Annotated in this window: 13 protein-coding genes and 1 pseudogene; 9 read left to right on the top strand and 5 right to left on the bottom strand. The window is 56.8% G+C overall.

Features of this window, described 5'->3' with window-relative positions; all coding sequences use genetic code 11:
• Positions 1 to 38 precede the first annotated feature (38 nt).
• Positions 39 to 191, bottom strand: coding sequence for a ribbon-helix-helix protein, CopG family (locus HPQ62_RS21275; RefSeq protein ID WP_174800952.1), 153 nt, complete (start codon positions 189 to 191; stop codon positions 39 to 41).
• A gap of 121 nt (positions 192 to 312) precedes the next feature.
• On the opposite strand from HPQ62_RS21275, the gene HPQ62_RS02715 reads away from it, so the two are divergent.
• The 4 genes from HPQ62_RS02715 (at position 313) to HPQ62_RS02700 (ending at position 6153) form a co-directional block, all read left to right on the top strand.
• Positions 313 to 819: a hypothetical protein gene (locus tag HPQ62_RS02715; protein ID WP_174800951.1), complete on the top strand. Its 507-nt coding sequence runs from the start codon at positions 313 to 315 to the stop codon at positions 817 to 819.
• Positions 820 to 1025: 206 nt separating this feature from the next.
• Entirely contained in the window at positions 1026 to 2009 is a 984-nt protein-coding gene (locus HPQ62_RS02710) for a GIY-YIG nuclease family protein (protein WP_174800950.1), read from the top strand.
• Positions 2010 to 2065: 56 nt separating this feature from the next.
• The gene (locus tag HPQ62_RS02705) at positions 2066 to 4183 is read left to right on the top strand and encodes an AAA family ATPase (RefSeq protein ID WP_174800949.1); all 2118 of its coding nucleotides are present in this window, start codon (positions 2066 to 2068) and stop codon (positions 4181 to 4183) included.
• Positions 4184 to 4776: 593 nt separating this feature from the next.
• The gene (locus HPQ62_RS02700) at positions 4777 to 6153 is read left to right on the top strand and encodes a hypothetical protein (protein WP_174800948.1); all 1377 of its coding nucleotides are present in this window, start codon (positions 4777 to 4779) and stop codon (positions 6151 to 6153) included.
• A 1108-nt stretch (positions 6154 to 7261) separates the two neighbouring features.
• On the opposite strand, the pseudogene HPQ62_RS02695 reads toward HPQ62_RS02700, so the two are convergent.
• Positions 7262 to 8371 (bottom strand): annotated as a pseudogene (locus HPQ62_RS02695) (IS256 family transposase); the annotation flags it as partial.
• A gap of 97 nt (positions 8372 to 8468) precedes the next feature.
• On the opposite strand from HPQ62_RS02695, the gene HPQ62_RS21270 reads away from it, so the two are divergent.
• The 3 genes from HPQ62_RS21270 to HPQ62_RS02680 all read left to right on the top strand — a co-directional run bounded on the left by HPQ62_RS21270 (position 8469) and on the right by HPQ62_RS02680 (position 9565).
• A complete protein-coding gene (locus HPQ62_RS21270) occupies positions 8469 to 8651 on the top strand; it encodes a transposase (protein WP_174800947.1) in 183 nt (60 codons plus the stop codon).
• Positions 8652 to 8836: 185 nt separating this feature from the next.
• Positions 8837 to 9190, top strand: coding sequence for an IS66 family insertion sequence element accessory protein TnpB (gene tnpB, locus HPQ62_RS02685; RefSeq protein ID WP_174800946.1), 354 nt, complete (start codon positions 8837 to 8839; stop codon positions 9188 to 9190).
• A gap of 198 nt (positions 9191 to 9388) precedes the next feature.
• Positions 9389 to 9565, top strand: coding sequence for a hypothetical protein (locus HPQ62_RS02680; RefSeq protein ID WP_174800945.1), 177 nt, complete (start codon positions 9389 to 9391; stop codon positions 9563 to 9565).
• A 254-nt stretch (positions 9566 to 9819) separates the two neighbouring features.
• On the opposite strand, the gene HPQ62_RS02675 is transcribed toward HPQ62_RS02680, so the two are convergent.
• Positions 9820 to 10164, bottom strand: a complete 345-nt coding sequence (locus HPQ62_RS02675) for an EthD domain-containing protein (RefSeq protein ID WP_174800944.1) — start codon at positions 10162 to 10164, stop codon at positions 9820 to 9822.
• A 113-nt stretch (positions 10165 to 10277) separates the two neighbouring features.
• On the opposite strand from HPQ62_RS02675, the gene HPQ62_RS02670 reads away from it, so the two are divergent.
• Complete coding sequence (locus HPQ62_RS02670; protein WP_174800943.1) at positions 10278 to 11204, top strand: AraC family transcriptional regulator; 927 nt, start codon at positions 10278 to 10280, stop codon at positions 11202 to 11204.
• A 247-nt stretch (positions 11205 to 11451) separates the two neighbouring features.
• Here HPQ62_RS02670 and HPQ62_RS02665 read toward each other — a convergent pair whose 3' ends face one another.
• A complete protein-coding gene (locus HPQ62_RS02665; protein WP_174800942.1) occupies positions 11452 to 15972 on the bottom strand; it encodes a PAS domain S-box protein in 4521 nt (1506 codons plus the stop codon).
• Between the two features lie 415 nt (positions 15973 to 16387).
• Here HPQ62_RS02665 and HPQ62_RS21265 point away from each other — a divergent pair, with 415 nt between their 5' ends.
• On the top strand, positions 16388 to 16555 hold the full coding sequence (locus HPQ62_RS21265) for an FAD-dependent monooxygenase (protein WP_174800941.1): 168 nt from the start codon (positions 16388 to 16390) through the stop codon (positions 16553 to 16555).
• A 997-nt stretch (positions 16556 to 17552) separates the two neighbouring features.
• Here HPQ62_RS21265 and HPQ62_RS02655 read toward each other — a convergent pair.
• Complete coding sequence (locus HPQ62_RS02655; RefSeq protein WP_174800940.1) at positions 17553 to 18308, bottom strand: hypothetical protein; 756 nt, start codon at positions 18306 to 18308, stop codon at positions 17553 to 17555.
• Positions 18309 to 18457 lie beyond the last annotated feature (149 nt).

Genomic DNA, 18457 nt, shown 5'->3' with positions numbered 1-18457 from the left:
TGTGGCGTCCTGATCTTCGACAAGCTGGATGACGGATCTCAGTGTTCAAAATGCTGCTCGAGGATCCGGCGGATCATTTCCGGGCGGGTTGGAATGTCTTCCTCGGTGCGTCGAAGCGCATCGATCTTCTTCAAAAGCTCCTGCGAGACGCGCAGTGTGAGCGGGATATTGTCTTTCTTTGGGGGCGCCATCTGATTTTCCGCATTTCAATGTTGACATCGGAAATTCGTAATGGCATAAATAGCGAACGCTGGCAAGGGTTGCCGCCCTCAACCAGCGCTCTGACCACTCAAACCTGGATAAGAGGTTCAAATGGCTACCCAAGCCCCTATCACGCCGGAACCGGCGAATGAAGATGCGTGCGCGCATCAATCCTCCCCCATCGCTCAACTTTTCTCCGTCATGCTCGACCGAATGGCGCTTGCCATTGCGGCAGAGCATGAGATCGAGGATGCGGATATCTTTGCGCCGGCCTTCGATCACTGGCTGCGCGATGCCGAGATCGCGCTTTCCAATCTGAGCGACACCGTCTGTGCACTGATCGCGATGCCCGTTTCCGGGGCGGCCGACCAGCCGCTGAGGGATCTCGCTTTCATGGCATACGCCGTCATGGGCGCGGAAACCGCTGCGGAAGCAGATGAAGCCCGTGCCCGGTGCACCGGTCAGCTGCTGCGCTCCATGATCTCGAACGGCGGCGAACATCGGCTGATGCTTGCGCGCGGCAGTGCGCTTCTGTCGGAACTCATCACGCTCGATATCTATCGGCATGAGCCGGAGGCAGAGGTGCTGATCGAAGGCGGAGTTTCGCCGACGCTCTGAGCGCGTTCGTTCCCATTCTGGAACAGTGCGAACACGGGTCTGCCGTGATCGCATGCGGCTGACCGTGCCCTGCCGAGCCTTTGCGCCCTAGCCGGCACTCCTGATCCATCGCCTCCGGTCCACCCGGACGCCCCGCCGCCATTGCTGCCGCCGAAGATGGTCTTCGGCGCTGACGCTCCCTCTTTGCCTTTTGAAGGATGGTTTCCATGACCGCACCGAAGAAACCCCGCAAGCCGCTCCATATCCCGCATCGCTCCCGCCATGTGCCGATGAGCAAATGGAAGACCCGTTACAACGGCCCCGTTCCCGAACAATGGCATGCCATTGCCGAGGAAAAGGGGTTCCGCATCCATGACCGGGTCGGCGATCGCTATCACCTGATCCTCGAATGCCATCGCTGCGGTGGTCATACCCTGCAGAAGGCCTTCGTGCTGCGCACCGCAAACCCGATCTGCGGCGCCTGCCAGTCCGCACGCGAAGAAAAGGCTGCAGAGGATTGCGGCTTCGAACTGCTCGGCCGCAACGAGGACAAATATCTCTATCGCCAGTACCGCATGCCCTGTGGCCATATCCTGACCCGGCAGGCCGGCAGCATTGAAAGGCTCCGCAGGAAGGGCAAGGCCGAGGGCCTCTCCGGCTTCCGCTGCCCCACCTGCCATTCCCAGCAGCTGGCAGCGATGGCAAGGGAACGCGGCTGGGCGCTGATCGGTCCCGATCCGGAAGGCAACAGCAATTACCGGCTCTATCGCCATGGCTGCGGAAATCTCCAGCGCATCGCCATCGCCAACATGATGACAGGCCGGTTCGGGTGCTCCGGCTGCGGCGAATGCTGGTCGGCAGCGCCCAGCGCCATCTATGTCATGGCTTTCGACGTGGAGGATGAGGGCAACTTCATCAAGATCGGCTATTCCCGCGATCCGGTCTCCAGGCTGCGTCATCAGCTGGATCTCGCACCTTATGTGAAAGCCCGCCTTCTGCACCGCATCCCGATCGCAACCGGCCACCTGGCACAGAAGACCGAGAAGGCCCTGCATGCGGCAATCGCGAAGGCGCACCCCGACCATGTCGTCGCACCCGCCGACTTCCGTCACTGGATCAATGTCCGCTCCGAGATCTATCGACCCGCGATCCTCGACTGCCTCGCGATCACGAAGACAGAGATCACCCTGAAGGCAGCGGGCCGCGCATGATCGCGGCCTGCCGAACAAGCTGATCACGCGCCCAAACAGAAAAGAACGGGTTCCCCATGAACACCACTATCCAACGTCCGGCCTGGGCCGGCTATGCCGATGAACTGATCTGGCGTCTGCGCCACAACCCCAATCTCGTCGCCATGACGGATCAGGCCAGAGAGAGCAAGTTCGACCGCGACCTGAAACAACCGAGCTACCGCTCGCGCAAACACCCCTCCCTGTCGATCATCGATCTTCTGGACGGGAGCGATGATGAGCCTGATAAAATCATCTCGACCGGCCTGCGCACCCGCTACCCGGTCTCGGCGCTGTCTGCGCGAATGATCTCGCTTGCGATCCGCCTTGCGGCGAGTTTCGGCTCCGGAAGGGCCTTTGCGGAAACCTGCCTGAAGCCCTCGGGCGTCACCCTCATATCCGGGATCGACACGGATGTCTCGGATCTCGTCTATCGGCTGATCCTCTATATCATGCTTCCGCCCGGCATCAGCGTCGACAGCCGGGCCGATATTCTGGCGGGAGAGGACAGCGGGCTGATGGTCGCCACCAGCGATTCCGGCTCGGCCAAAGCCAGACGCGACTTCTTCAACGACATCATGGCGAGCCTCGATCATGGCTTTCCCCTGCTGATCCTGCAGTCCGACGACATCGAGCTGCCATCCCGGCTTGCAAGAATCCTGCCGGAACCGCTCCGGCTTCACCCGCTCTCCAGCGAGATCATGCTCCATCATCTGCGCCTCACCCATGGCGCCGGCATGGATGAGGATGCCGTGCGCAAGGCTTTGCCGGACGACAAGGCGCTGCAGTCTCTTCCCTTTGAGGCAATCAGCGCGGCGCTCCGCGCATCAACGGCAGAAAAGGTCGCCGCCTGTCTCGCCCTGCAGCTGACGATCGACGAACGCCCGGCCGGACCGGGGCTTGATGCGATCGCCGGCAACAATGAGGCGGTTCAGACCGCCCGGCTGATGATGGCCGATCTCAAGGCATGGCAGAAGGGCGAGGCAGAATGGTCGGAGATCACAAGATCATTGCTGCTCTACGGCCCGCCCGGAACCGGCAAGAGCTATCTTGCCCGTGCCATGGGTCATACGCCGGATGTCGGTTTCGTTCAGGCAAGCTTTGCCACCTGGCAGGGGCGCGGCCATCTCGGCGACATGCTTGCGGCGATGCAGGCAAGCTTTGCCGAGGCAAAGGGCAAGAAGCCCGCAATCCTGTTCATCGACGAGATCGATGCTGCAGGCTCGCGTACGGCCCGCGACGATCACGCCGTAACCTACCGCACCCAGGTCATCAACGGCTTCATTGAACAGGTCGACCTGCTGATGCAGGCGGAAGGCGTGCTGCTGGTCGGCGCCTGCAATGATCCGAGCCGGCTTGATCCGGCGATCCTGCGCGAAGGCCGCTTCGACCTCAAATGCGAGGTGCCGCGACCCGACCACGCAACGATCCTCTCGATCATGCGCCTGCATCTTGCAAGTCACTTCCCGGAGGAAACGCTGGAAACCCTTGCCCGCCGCGCCATCGGCCTGACCGCAGCCGAGGTCGATGCCGCAATCCGCAGGGCCCACTCCCTGGCGCGCATGGAAGGCCGTGCCCTCCAGGAAAAGGATCTTTCCCTCAATCTCGCCGAGACGCTTGATCCAACGCTCGACTTCCGCTCCGCAGTTCATGAATGCGGCCATGCCATTGTCATCCATGCCCTCAACCTCGGCACGGTCGAGCGCCTCTCCATTGCCGCCGATGGCAATGGCAGCACCCGTCACCGGGTGCGGCGCGACGAGCAGCTGCTCTTCGATATCGAGGCAGAGCTTGCCGGCAGCATGGCCGGCCGCGCGGCAGAACGCCTTATCTTCGCCGACATTTCCGCAGGCGGCGGCGGCGGCATCACCTCGGACATTGCCATCGCCACCGATCGCGCCGCCCGGATCGAAACCCATTTCGGCCTTGGCCAGTTCGGCCCGGTCTGGCTCGGCTCCCCTCAGGCATATCAAGAGATCGCCGAAACCTTGAGGCTCCGCATCCGCGAACGCCTGATCAAGGCCGAGTCCCGCGCGGAAAAGCTTCTCACGCATAACCAGGACCTGCTGGTGTGGATGGCCGAGCAGCTGGTCGAACGGCGCGAGCTGCAGGGTGCAGTGCTTACAGACCTGCTGAAGGAGGTGGTGAAAAGGTAAGCCCCACGTCAGCATCACCAGACGCAGAGCCACCCAAAGGCGATGCACCACGACCGGGGCAAAGGATGGAAGGTGTCGCCTAACGCGACAAAAACCTCCCCCCGACTTCCCGTCTTCAAAGAAGAACGCGGGGTCTCAACCTGGCACCCATTGCCGACGCCGGCGTCGGCAATGGGTTCAACCAACCCCCGCAAGAGCATGCGGCCAAGCCGCATGCCGCTTCCAGCCACGATCCCGCTCCGCGGGCAATCGCCAACGCTGGAAGGTTTCCGCCTAAGGCGGAAACAACCTCCGAAAGAAGAGAGAGTGCGCCTGCATCGGCAGTGCCGATCCCGCGAAGGTTGGAAGCTGAGCGATGCCGCATGATGGACGTGCGATTGCTGAGCCGGGTGCGCTCTCAGGGCCGCCCGGGACGGTTTGGGGACACTTTCATAAACTTGCGCGGAAATCGTAGGCTTAGTCTGTCGATAAGCAGAGCTTTTCTCGACAAGAAATGGGCCGTCGGATCCGCAAACCGGCCACCCGATTGGTTTGCTGCACATCGTTTCGGTTTTTCGCTCTTTTCTCATACCCTGATCGAAAGGAGCCCCGTCATGACCTATCAGTTCGTCCACATCGAAACCTACGCCCGAAAGCCAAAGGCAGTCAAAGGAAGTGCCGACCACTACAACAACACCGTGCAGGTGTTCGGTGAAGCGCGACGCGTTCCAAAATACAGTACCCACGTCAAAGATCCGGCAAGCCCCCATGAGTTCGGCGGTAACCTCACCCTCGCGGAGCTGGAGCGGAAGCATGACAAACTTGCAGCGTCTGCGGTCGAAACAGTACGGAAACGGACCGGTGCGACTTACTCCCGCAGATTGAGTGAGAATGCTCCCACCCTATACACGGAGATTCACTCCCACCCGGCAACCATCATCGAGTTGCGAGAAAACCAAGACAATTGCGAACAGAAGGTCAAAAACTGGTTTTCTTTGGCGTTAAGCCATTTCCGGAAGCGAATGCCCAAGGGGATCGACTGGTGCGCCGTCACCCATGTCGATGAGTCACACGTCCATTTCCATATCCTGGCGATCAATACGCCCGACCCGAAACTCAGGGCCAATCTGCTTCACGTCGGAAAGCGGGCATCGACTGAACACATCGCTGACAAGGATGAGACGGCGCCCTTCACAATCCCACGTCCGAAACGCTCTCCCAAACCGGCCAAGCCTCGCAAGCCACACGCTGCAAAAAAGGCCACGACCCGTCAGCGTAACGAGGCGCAATACCAGCAGGATCTGAAGATCTGGCGCCAGGCCCGAAGACGGATCGAGGAGGAGGATGCGGCACGACTGGCAGAGTGGCGTGCGGATAAGGCGCAATATCTGGAGGCGGCCCGAAAGGCATACAAAAGACGGCACAACAAGAAGACAGCCTACCGTGTGGCAATGGAGAAGTTTCAAGATGACTATTTTGAACACGTCGGAAAGCCATGCGGCCTGCTACGTGACGGCCCGCGCGGGCAACGTCTGTCAACCAAGGAAGCCGCGGCACGAAAAGCCACTGCGGAAAGCCAGCAGAAGCGAGAAAGGCAGCTGAAACAGAGACAGCAACATATTGCCGAACAGCAGCAAGCTCTGAGCAGTGCCCAGAATCGGATCAACTATGTGCTTTCGCTCATGAACGAGATCACTCGCCGGTGGGAAAAGGTTGATAGGCCGCTCTCGCGCAATGAAATCCTGAGCATTGCCCAATCTCCAGTCGTTAAGCAGTTGCGGCATCAGCTCGGCGATAAAAGCGCAGAAGTGAAGCTCTTGAAGAGCTTCCTTGAAGTGATGGCGAGGGGGGTCGCAGCGGTGGAAGGATCCAAGGCCGGTTTAGCGCGCGAAGCAGAGCTTGCTAAACCGGTACAACAGCCAATTCGCTCTGACCAAAGCCATGATGACGAAATCGAATATAATGAGCCAGACTTTCCCTCTCCGTTCTGAGGTTGGAATCTGAGATCGCGCCCCACTGCAGTTTGGCGCGGGTGCAGCATGTTATCCGAATTGCCCAGTTCATGTCTTCTCGGGCCGGCGCCGGCGTATGAAGCCAGCCAGTACCATGATCATACTTCAGGAGGAGAGGCATATGATGGCAGCCGACACCCTGGTGATCGAGCTTGAGAAGCAGAGCAATGAGCTCCGTGCAACAATCCGATTTCCGATCACGACCGTGTGCGACGGGTTTGCGCGCTGCTGATCCTGACTTTCATTTCGACGTTCGTGTTTCAGCATGAGGATCTTCCGATTTGCAATATGTCTGTCCGATGGCGCACGTTGCGCTTACGATGATGCATAACCGGCGCCATTGAAAACGAAAGGTGCATGCAGAACATCTAGACGACTGATAAAGCGCGCGCGCCCGATCGAGAGATCCTCATTGCGCTTAATTCAAATTCGACTGCGCGGGTCTTACAAAAAGTTGTTCGGCTCTTACAAAAAGGCGTGCGGGTCTTACAAAAACTCGTTCGACTCTTACAAAAAACTGTTCGGGTCTTACAAAAACTCGTTCGGGTCTTACACTCGTCGCTGTGACACGGAAACGCAAATGCATCAAAAAAGCCGATTTTTGCATTTTTAATTTATCTAATGAAATCAATGTGCTCCGAGGAGTTACGTGTTGCTTAATTTTCGCTACGATTTTTTAAAAATCGGAACCACTTTTTATTTTTCGTTACGCAAAATTACATTCGGGTCTTACACTTTTTGCCTGACACGACGTGCGGGTCTTACAACTTTGCACGAAAGTGACAATCGGGTCTTACACGTTTTAGCGAATGCGCAATGCGGGTCTTACAGTTTCTGTCTAATGCGACATGCGGGTCTTACACATTCTGCCTAAAGTGACACTAGGGTCTTACAGCTTCGCATGAAAGTGACATACGGGTCTTACAGTTAACTTCCTGCGCACAAGGCAAGTCTTACATGCAATAGCGCTTCGGGCAGGTATTCCACAGGTACTCCGATAATGTCCCATGACGCGGTGTAGTTTAGACGACCACGGCTGATCCCAGAGGGCCGGATGAGTGTCAGCTTGCGGCCGGCAGACTGATGAGGGATCATTGCTCATCGTTGCGATTGTCTCAAGTGCCATGTAGCGGGACCGCTGGACAGCCCATTCATCGTTCTGTTCGAGCAGCAGCGCGCCGACCAGGCGCACGATGGCTTCATCGTTGGGAAAGATGCCGACGACCTCTGTCCGCCGCTTGATCTCGCCGTTCAATCGCTCGATCGGGTTGGTCGAGTGCAGCTTGGTCCAGTGGGGCTTGGGAAGGGTCATATAGGCGAGTACGTCCTGCTCGGCGCTGTCCATGAGGGGTGCAAGCTTCGGCACCTTCGGCCTGATCTGGTCGGCGCCATTGAGCGGTTGACGCTTCGGGCGTGTCCTGGGGCAAACGCCGTGACAATGAAGGCGGACACGACGCGGCGGCCGTTCTTTCCGGCATGGGCAAGCGCATTGCGCATGAAATGGATGCGGCATCTCTGCCAGGTGGCGGAAAGCACCTTCGACACTGCAGCCTTGATGCCCTCATGCGCATCGGAGACGGCGAGCGTGACGCAGCGCAGGCCTCTTCTTGTCAGCTTGCGCAGGAATTCCGTCCAGATCGCTTCTGCCTCGGCTGTCTCGATTTCCATGCCGAGCACTTCGCGTCGGTCGTCGGTGTTGACGCCAACCGCGATGATGACGGCAACAGAGACGATGCCCCGCCGCGACGAACCTTCAGATAGGTGGCATCGTTCCACAAATAGGGCCATTCGCCCTCGATGGGGCGGTCGAGGAAGGCTTTGACTTTGTCGTCGATCTTCTCGCAGAGCCGGGACACCTGGCTCTTGGAGATGCCGCTCATGCCCATCGCCTTGACGAGGTCATCGACGGATCGGGTCGAAACGCCCTCGATATAAGCCTCTTGTATCACAGCAGTGAGCGTTCGGCGTGCAAATGATTCACTGGATCATTTGCTTACCCGCCTCACTCTCGGCCATGCGGCGCGGCTCCAGGAAGCTCGGGAATGCGAAGCTCGACTGTGCCAGCACACGTCTCCCAGTCCCGGTCGCGATAGCCGTTGCGCTGAGCAAGTCGAAAGCCATTCTTCTCGCCGCAACCCGCGCCGGTCTTCGTCCCCACCTCCAGCGCCATCAGCTTCTCGACAGCCAAGCCGATCATCTCGCGGAGCAAAGTAACCGCTGTTCCACCCCCACATTGCCCGCTTTCGCCTGATCTGTGATCGACATTCCATGAATGAGCGACAAGGAGTTTCTCCATGGAGTCTACGTCAGAGTTTCTCACAACTAGGAAGCTTGGACGTGAGGGTCACCGACATTGGCCTGATGAGATCAAGGCAAAGATCGTGTCGGAGAGCTTGAGGCCCGGCACGACAGTCAATGAAGTTGCACAGCACTATGGATTGCGAGCTGGCGGACAATGGCACGGCAGGGCAAGCTGATCCTGCCAGCACCGGAGGATGCGGTAGAGTTACGGCCATGGTAATCGAGACGCCAGCGCCGGAGCCGCCGACGGTAAAGGCTGCCACGCGCCCCGAGATAGTCATCGGTCCCGTCACGATCCGCTTGAGGAAGGGGCATCGACTGCCCGAATCGCTGCCATCGCTCGCGCCCTGGCAGCAGCGACATGATCTTTCCGTCGAACCGCGTACGGATCATGGTGGCGACAAAACCCGTTGACTTCCGGAAGGGTCATCACGGCTTTGCCGCGTTGGTGAAGAACGAGTTGCACAAGGACCCGTTTACGGGAACGGTCTTTGTCTTCCGGTGGCGCAAGGCGGAGCGGTTGAAGCTGCTCTACTGGGATGGCTCCGGAATCGTCATGGCCTACAAAGGGGTTGAAGAGCACACATTCACTTGGCCTGGCATCAAGGATGGATTGATGACACTAACCCACGCCCAGTTCGAAGCCTTGTTCGCAGGTCTCGACTGGCGACGGGTTCATTCCGTCCAGACGAGGACGCCGGAGGCCATCGAATAGCTGCGGCACGATGACTCAACACCGCAAGTTCAAGAGGCAAATCAGCTCAGGATCTGGTAGTTTCCGGACATGCTTGATGCCGCCGACCTTCCCGATGATGTTGGTGCCCTGAAGGCGATGCTCTTTTACATTAATAGTTTAGGTTTTTGTGTAGCTGCTACCCTGGTCTAGCTCGATTTTGAGGAAGAACACGAAGTCATGAAACTGGTCGAGATGTTTGAAGAGAAAGAGCTTCTGGGCGCGGCCCGCGAGGAACCCGCGAGTTCGTCTGGCGAAACAACCAGCGGCGAATCCACTGGATCGAGCTGGGAGAGTTTGGGCACCTCAGGGAACTGCTTCAACCACAGCTCCAAGCCCTCGATGCCGCACAAATAGATTGAACCCTCTGGAAGGCCGCACTCATTGGCAACGCGAGACGTTATAACCTGGTTGGCGTTGCCCGCTAGCCTGCGGTTTGCGAACGGCATATAATGGTCCATCTGTCCTGGACCGCGCAGCTTGCGAATGCGCGGAACCTCCTCGCCGATCACCGTATGAACCGAGTTGGCACTATAGAAATCAGATTCGCTGAAATGCTTGTTGTAGCCATTGGTATGCTTGGCATCGATAAGCTTGCTCTCCGTCGCGCATCACTCTTGCTGCTGGACGCAAACGACTTCCTCCGTAACGAGCCTGACCACGGTGGAAAAGTCGATGAAGTTCTGATGATCGGGGTCAACGCGATCACGGAAATTTTCGGACCCCATCATCGTATCCATCGCATTGCGATCATCGAAACGCGCTTCAACGATTGCATCGTAGACCGGCTCGGCTTCCGTCGCCTCGGGGAGTGGAAACGACACAACGAATCGCTGGATTTTCTCGGCCTCGGGGATCGACAAAAGAAGAGGCGTGTGGACGTCCCGACAATGGGTTCGAAAAGCTTCGACACTCATTCCCTGCCTGCGTTTGAATGCGATGATGAGTTTGATCATGATTGATGCCTTTATGGTTTGCGCGCATTTGGCGCGCCTATCGGCACCACAATAGACAGGGGAACTGGGACGAACTATATGTGATCGTCCGTAAAACTTTCGAGTTCGTCCCAATGTCCGTCGACTCACTGTCAGACGTATTATCGGTGCTGAAACCGCGCAGCTATATCGCAGGGGGTTTCGACCTCGGAGGCGACTGGGCGATCCAGTATGCCCCTCACACAGGGGTCAAGTATTACGCGATCGAGTCTGGCGCTGCGTGGCTGGCTGTCGAAGGACAAGCAAAGCCTGTTCGCCTCGTAGCCGGAGACTGCGTGCTGCTGCCAAACGGAAGACGATTCTTGATCGCCAGGGATATGGCATTCAAGGTCATCGAATCTGTGGAAATTCCTGAAAGTGACTGGAACGGCGGGATCGCCACCCTGAATGGCGGGGGTGATACCATGATGCTCGGCGGCTATTTCGAGTTTTCCGGCGCTCATACCGAAATGCTGTTGGGTTCCATGCCGACCGTCGTTCGCTTGCGCGATGAGGACGATAAGATCGGTTTGCGCTGGGCGCTGAGCCGGATGCGTCAGGAACTATACCGGCAGCAGCCAGGCCGCAGCCTGATCCTACAGCATCTCGCACATATGATGCTCGTGCAGTCGCTCCGGCTGTATCTGGCTCAGGGCGCGTCGCAGGGTGCGGGATGGCTCTTCGCCTTGAGCGATCCGAAAATATCGGCTGCTCTTGCGCAAATGCATGCAAACCCGGGAGAGCGGTGGACACTGAAGGGACTTGCCAATGTTGCGGGCATGTCACGCTCAAAGTTCGCGTTGCGCTTCAAGGCCGTTTGCGGGGCTTCGCCAATCGACTACCTGACGCGCTGGCGCATGATCATTGCTGGCGAACGCCTCCAGCATGGAACAGAACCCATTGTCGCAATCGCGTTGTCACTGGGCTATCAGTCCGAGGCGGCGTTCAGCACGGCCTTCAAACGGACCATGGGCTTCACGCCCCGCAGCTATGGCAGGGCAGTCGCCTCTCCACTCCCTTAGTTTCAATTTACGAAGTGCGCTCGTTTGTTGCCCACCAAGAATGCATTGCAGGTGAGAAATCTAATCACCACTTCGCCCGAAGCCGCCTGACCGGTTTCTACCCAAATTCGACGCAGGCCTGGCCTGACGGGAATGGCAGCTTTTTGAGCATCCCTAAACAAGTATCGGTAACCGAATTGAAGGCGCGAAGCCGAGCGACGTTGGTCCCTGAAGCTTCAGAGAACAGCACCTCCAGCAACACTCGGACCTAGATTTGCGTTGCGGCGTGTCCAGTGCAGGACAGCTTAAGATCCGCCGCTGGTTCCGGAACGTGATAGAAATACCCTTGCGCGAGGTCGACACCCATAGCTTGCAGACGTTCGGCAATCTTCTCATCGGAGACAAATTCCGCAACCGTCTGAATACCGAGTATTCGTGCCATGTCGACGAAACAACGGATCGATGCCTCGTCAATAGGATGCTTCATGAGACCTTGCGTGAACTGGCCGTCAATCTTCAGGAAATCGACCGAGAAGCTCTTCAGATAGCTGAAGGAAGACGAACCGGCCCCAAAATCATCAAGCGCGATCATCACTCCAAGTTGGCGAACGGCGCCGATGAACTCGATTGCTTCCGCCATGTTTGAAATCACAGCTGTTTCTGTGATCTCCAGACAGAGACTGTGCCTGAGCTCCTCGCTCGTTGAATTCAGCAGCTCGAGAGCAAAACGGTGGAATGACCGGTCTCCCACGGATTGGCCCGAGACGTTGACGGACACAATGCTGTGCCGGCCGGCCCCGGTAGATGCCATGCATTCAAGCGCATGCGAAAGCACCCACCGATCAATACGAGTTGCGAGGTTAAATCGCTCGGATGCCGGCAGAAACGCGCTTGGCAGTATTATTCCGCCATGCTCATCGAGCATTCTCAACAAAAGCTCGACGTGCACCTTGTCGCTTTCTTGGCCAAAAGGAAGAATTCTCTGCGCATAGAGGACAAAACCATCTTCTTCCAAAGCTTGCTCAATGCGCGCGACCCAACTGGTCTGACCAAGTCTTGCCTTGATCGCCTTGTCATTATGCTGCCATACGTGAACACGGTTGCGACCGGCCTCTTTGGCCGCATAACAAGCGGCGTCGGCCTCCTGCAGTATCGTCGATACGCTCGCTGAAGACTGCTTGATCGTTGACACCCCGATGCTTGCACCCACGCGGTACTGCTTTGCGTCGTGCACCAGCAGGAAGCCAGACACAGCCGCGCAGATTTTCTCGGCAATCGTCATCGCCGTTTCGGCGGAGCAGTTCTCAATGACCGCCGCAAACTCGTCGCCGCCCAGTCGCGCGAGGGTGTCATTGGCGCGAATGACACCCTGCATCAGCTCACTAATATTAACCAGCAACTGGTCACCAACAGCGTGACCACAGCTGTCGTTGATGATCTTGAAACGATCGAGGTCAATGAACAGCAATGCCGCCTCGGGATCTCCGTCCTGGATCTTGTCGTAGATTGATCCGATGCGCCTTTCAAACTCTGACCGATTGATAAGGCCGGTAAGTTGATCGTGACTTGCTCGATAGGACATCTCGCGCGAGAGCCGCCTCTGCTCGCTCACGTCATGGAAAACAAGAACGGCACCCAGTACATCGCCGTCTTGATTTCGGATCGGCGCACAAGAGTCCTCGATACCAAACTCAGTGCCATCACGAGAAATCAGCAGCGTATCCTCCGGCAGGCCGACAACCTCGTGCAAGTCCAGACAGGTACGAATTGGGTCGAGCGCCGGCATCCTCGTTTCCTCATGAAAGATGCGGAAAACACAATAGGATGGTTGGCCGATGGCTTGTTCGGCTGACCACCCTGTCATTTTCTCGGCAACGGGGTTAAGCCAGCGTATATTGCCGTCGGCATCCGTCGTGATGACCGCATCGCCGATCGACTTGAGAGTGACCCGCATGAGTTCATGCTGTTCGGCAATATGGAGAGCAAGCTGTCTCTCCTCAGTGACATCCCATGTCGCTCCGATGAACCGGTCGGCTTCACCGTCAACACCAGCTACAAGGCGCGCTGACGCATGCAAATGATGCGTGGAACCGTCCGGCCAGATGACACGATATTCCTCATCCATCAGATCATCGTGCTCGATCGCGCGCCTGACGGCAGCCTGAACGCGCTCGGCATCTTCCGGTTCAGTGTAACGATACCATAGATCGACCAGCGAATCGGGAGTGTCAACGGGAAGCCCGTAAAGCCTGTACATCCATTCGTCCCAGCTTGCCTCCTGCGTTTCGAGATTGATCTCCCATATGCCGATCCCGCCATTGTCGGTGGCAATGGCCATCCGCTCTCCCATCAGAAGCCTTTCTGTCTCCCTTTCCTTCTGAACTGTGATGTCGATATGGGTTCCGATCATGCGAACTGGATTGCCTGCTTCGTCGCGCTCTGTGACTTGGCCGCGATCGAGAATCCAGATCCAGCGTCCATCCTTGTGCCTGAGACGGAACTGCTCCTCGAAATAGGCCTCATCGCCCCGCAAATGTGCTTCATTGGCAGCTCGTACGCGCTCGACGTCGTCGGGATGGATCAAGGACTGCCACAGGGCGCCGTCATCGGAGACTTCGCTGCGGTCATAGCCAAGTTGGGCAAGCCAGATGTCGGAATAAAGAGTTTTTCCGGTTACCAGATCGGCATCCCATATGCCCACGCGTCCATTCTCTGAGGCTATGGAAAACCGCTGATTTATATCCTCAACGGCTTTTCGCTGCCTGATCGCCTCGGTTAAATCCTGAAAAGAACCTGTAAGCCGGACCGCTTTTCCATCTTCGAACTCAGCAGCGCCTACGGCCCGAACCCAGATCGGCCGCCCCTTGGCGGTCACGAGTTCCAGTTCCAGATCATATCCCTCGCCGGTCGCAATGGCTTTCTCAACGGCTGCCTGGATAATAGGGCGTGACTGCGGTGCATAAAACTCTATGGCGCCGTCCAGAACGGGTTCAAAACCCTCTTCGACTTCGTGAATTTGACGGGTCTTTTCGGACCAGTGGATTACGCCGCTGATGAGATCTAGCTCCCAACCTCCAACACCCGACACCTGTCCGGTTCGGTCGAGGAACTCCTTGTTCAAACGCAGCTCTTCCTCTTCCTGCCTGCGTGTTGTGACATCTTGGTGGGTACCGTACATCCACTCCGGCTGTCCCTGCTCGGTCCTCGAAAGCAGTCGACCGCGAGTTGCGACCCAGACCCAATGCCCGTCCTTGTGTCGCAATCGGATTTCCGCATTCAAATGCTGCGTCTTGCCACTCAGGTGCGCCTCGATACGGCTTAGCAAAAGATCCCTGTCAGCGGGGTGCACGAAACCTTTGAACGTGTCGATCGTAACCGGCTCGAGCTCCTCCGGTAAATAACCGAGCATCTCGGCCCACATCCGGTTCACGCGGTTCTCACCGGTCGCGACGTTCCACTCCCAGGTGCCCGCATGCGTGGTGTCAATAAGCTGCTCCAGCCTTCTACTTTCAATACGCAGATCTTTTTCGATCTGACGGCGATAGCTGATGTTCTCCATAATGCCCATCGATCGGGCGAACGCACCCGTTTCTCCGCGCTCGGCTGTCGCCGCGAGCATCACATCGATGACCGTACCATCACCCGTTATCAACTGCCATTCGACATCCTCGTAATGTCCCTCGCGCTCGATGAGCGGAAGAAGGTGCTCACGAAAGCGGCGCGGGAACGGCTCCGGCATGAACTCCGTGAACAAGCGGCCTATGACATCTTTTCGGCGATAGCCCATTACACAAAGCCAGCGATCGCTGGCGCTGAGAATGACGCCATTCGGATCAAGAGAGTAGAGCATCCCCGGCGTCGCCTGGTAAAGTCGGCGAACACGCTCCTCTGCCTCTGCAAGTTCGCTTTCCTTTGCAAGATCATCCGATATGTCCCGAATGATCTCGGTCGCACCGATGACTTCGCCTTCGTCTGAAACAACAGGGCCGATCGAAATCGACACAGGAATTTTCGTTCCATCCTTATGCACACGAATTGTACGTAATATTGGCGTAGCGTCCCTGGTAGAAAGCCGTGCGTAGGAATCGATCTGCCGGGAACGCTCAGTCGAGATAATTCCAACAGAAGCACCGATCGCCTCCTCTGATCTATAGCCGAACATCCGCTCAGCGGTCAGATTCCACTGTGTGATCCGGCCCTTCAGATCGATCGTTAAAATCGCATCCTGACTGTGTTTCAGAATCGATTGCGTCTGTGCGGCAATCTCCAGCAGCCGGCTCTCCATCACAGTGGCACGGTGTGCCTCGAGCGCTTTGGATGTAGCCTCCGCCAATCCGCGCATTATCTCTTTCTGGTCTTGCGAGAGGGTTCGCGGCTTCGTATCGAAAACACATAGCGAGCCGACCTTCTGACCGCCGCCGAGCACCAAAGGCGCGCCAGCGTAGAAGCGAATGTGCGGCTCTCCGGTAACCATCGGATTGCTTGCAAAGCGACGATCCAAAGTCGCATCGCCGATCTCGAGCAGATCGCTTCCCTCGATCGTATATGTGCAGAACGATTGGCTACGTTCCGTCTCGCTCATACCGGAGAGCCCGACCGTTGCTTTCAGCCACTGCCTGTTCTCATCGACGAGTGTGACGGACGACATCGGTGTGCCACACAACATTGCCGCAATCCTGGCAATTGCATCGAACTGCGCTTCTGGTGGTGTATCCAAGACGTTAAGCTTGCGGAGAGCTTCCAACCGCGCTTTTTCAGCTTCCAAGCTAAGGACATCTTTCACGCTCATTTCATAGCCCCGTTAAACGGATTACATGATTTGGTAATAACACATGAATACTCCAGCAAATACCTTCTCACCACACATTCACACTGCCCTACCAGCGTTGAGGTGGACGGCGTACCTGGCGTTCCTGCTCTTCGGAAAGAGTCTTTTTCCTTATCTGATCCAAACATATCTTTCTGCAAAAGCGTTTGATCGCACCGGCCAGCCGAGCGAGTAGCCCGTGACTTCCCGGCAACCAAACACAACGAACATCTCGGCGGTCTCATTTCCCGCAGCAGAAACTGCTGACGGTCGATGAGCTTCGTGCATTCATCGTTCGAGGTGTTGGCGAGGAATTGAACCTAAGGGACGCTCTTTGGCTCACACGCTTTTACCGGCGAGACCCGGCTGGCCGGCGCCATTCCTCTAACCGATTGTTTTGTATAGAGACGATGCCTACATCCATCCGCCGATGGGAGGGCAAGTCCTGAATGGAGACTTGCAGTTTGCGATGAACCTCGGTTGGAGATTGGCCGCTGTATTCAAGAGTCAGGCGCCCTCCTCTTTCCTTGTTAGCTACGAAGCGGAGCGACGCCCTATTGGATAGCAATTGTTACAAAATACACTAGCTCAAGTCGCTCTTATGTCGCACTTTGATGTGGCAAGCCTCGCTCTGTAATTGGTCATCTAGGAATTCCTGACTCCACCCTCGCTGAACCACCAATTGACGGGTCAGCTCTCCGGCTTCGACTTGACGTATCCCGACCCGCCGCCCGAACTGGCGACAGAGCAAAAATGCGCCGGAGGGCGTGTGTCGGACGCCTAAGTCGCCGGCTCCAATGGCGACAGGACGAAATCCTGGAGCAGAGACAAAGCATCAAGCAAAAGACCATTAGGAACCGCCGCTTGCAACATCACGCAAACGCAGTTTAAATCAACAAATCAGACCAGCCATGTCCTCCTGATAGCCGGACCCCACTCTGTCCATAATCATTCGACGACGAACAGAAACGAACACGACGAGCCTGACGCCCGAGCGGCAGATCGAATTGTTGTTCGACCGTGGCGAACGCTTCGTCGTAAGCGTCCCTAACTCCCCTAGTTAACGACGTTAATCGTTAAAAAACATATACTTGTGAACTTTATAGAATCAGGAAATTAACTTTTTTTTCATGCCGATCAGTGACGACAGAATCCCAGCCAAATGCTTCTCACCATAAGGAGAAGCAGTCAGACTCGGGCTTCGCGCTGCGGTACTGTTTGGAAAAACGGCTTTGCGTGTAAGACAGTGGTGCTCTCCCATCACTGTCCGCATCCAGAACCATTGTCAGATATGCCAAGCGTTTTTGATTTGATCTACGATTCAGACCTGCGGCCCAGATCACCAAGCATGATCGTGAAACCTGGCTATTCAAGCATACGCATCGGTGGCCGCCGACTTCGTTTTTTGGCCCAAACCTACCGGACTGCCGCTTCGCACCGGACGGCAGCTATTGGGAAAGTAGATAACGACACAGACATCTAACGTAGACATCTGAGAACGATCCGAAAACACGAAGGCTCGCCGCAGCAAATCCAGTAAGAACGCTAGCAGAAGATGGACGTCATGCGTCGAGCCGCGCCTTTTCCTCCAGAGCGTAATCGCGAAGGGTCTTCGAGGGATCTTTCGAGGGCGCCACTCGACGTAATCTGAGACGGCCAGCTGTATTCAGCCCTTCGATCCAGCTACGCCTTGTCCAATAGACACCTTCGAGGTCATCGGGAGAATGCGGGTCATACATGAGATCGGCTGCCCCCATGTGACGTTCTTCGTCCGTGGCCGAGGGATCTTTGGTTTCTTGTTCATACACATAGGCGAGGTGAATGCGTGGTGTATGCTGACACTTCCAGGGTCGTGCAGTGATGGAGTAAGAGGTGGCGTCCATAGAGCTCAGCCCCGTCTTAAGCCCGAATGAGTAAAGCGAAGCGGTAATCTCAACTGCGATGGCATCAAGGCGCTCCGCCGTTTCGCAGAGCTCAGCAAGGTCGATTGCGCTCTCTGTACTTGCCGCCTTTCGCATCTTTTCAATGGTCGGCCAGTTCGATGCAGTTGTCCCGACCCACACACCATTAAGGTCCGGGAACACAGTCCGGTTGAGCACTGGCATCGTTCGCCAAAGGTACCGCCATGGCGCCCAGTAAGCCGTGACGCCGAAGGCGATCCCAAGTACTGCAAGAACAGCCGCCGGCAGGTAGCGGATGATCTGCGAATCGGAAACGGTCAGACCGACCCAAGCGCCGAAATTGTCTGCATAGACAGCAAGTCCAACGACGATCATCAGCGCCGTACCCAGGGTTTTCCACGGCAAAAGTGTATACATGCTTTATTCTCCTGCACCTCGCGGCATCAATGTCTTGGACTCAGATTGAAATGCCATATATATAGCGGGCATACGACTATTTAGTCACTACATGCTGTTATCCTATCCTGCAGGCTGAAAGTCCAGTTGATGATTTTGGTCGCTAGAGC

This window comes from Martelella limonii, from assembly GCF_013344475.1.
Lineage (GTDB): Bacteria > Pseudomonadota > Alphaproteobacteria > Rhizobiales > Rhizobiaceae > Martelella > Martelella limonii.
This window is presented reverse-complemented; position numbering and strand designations above follow the sequence as displayed.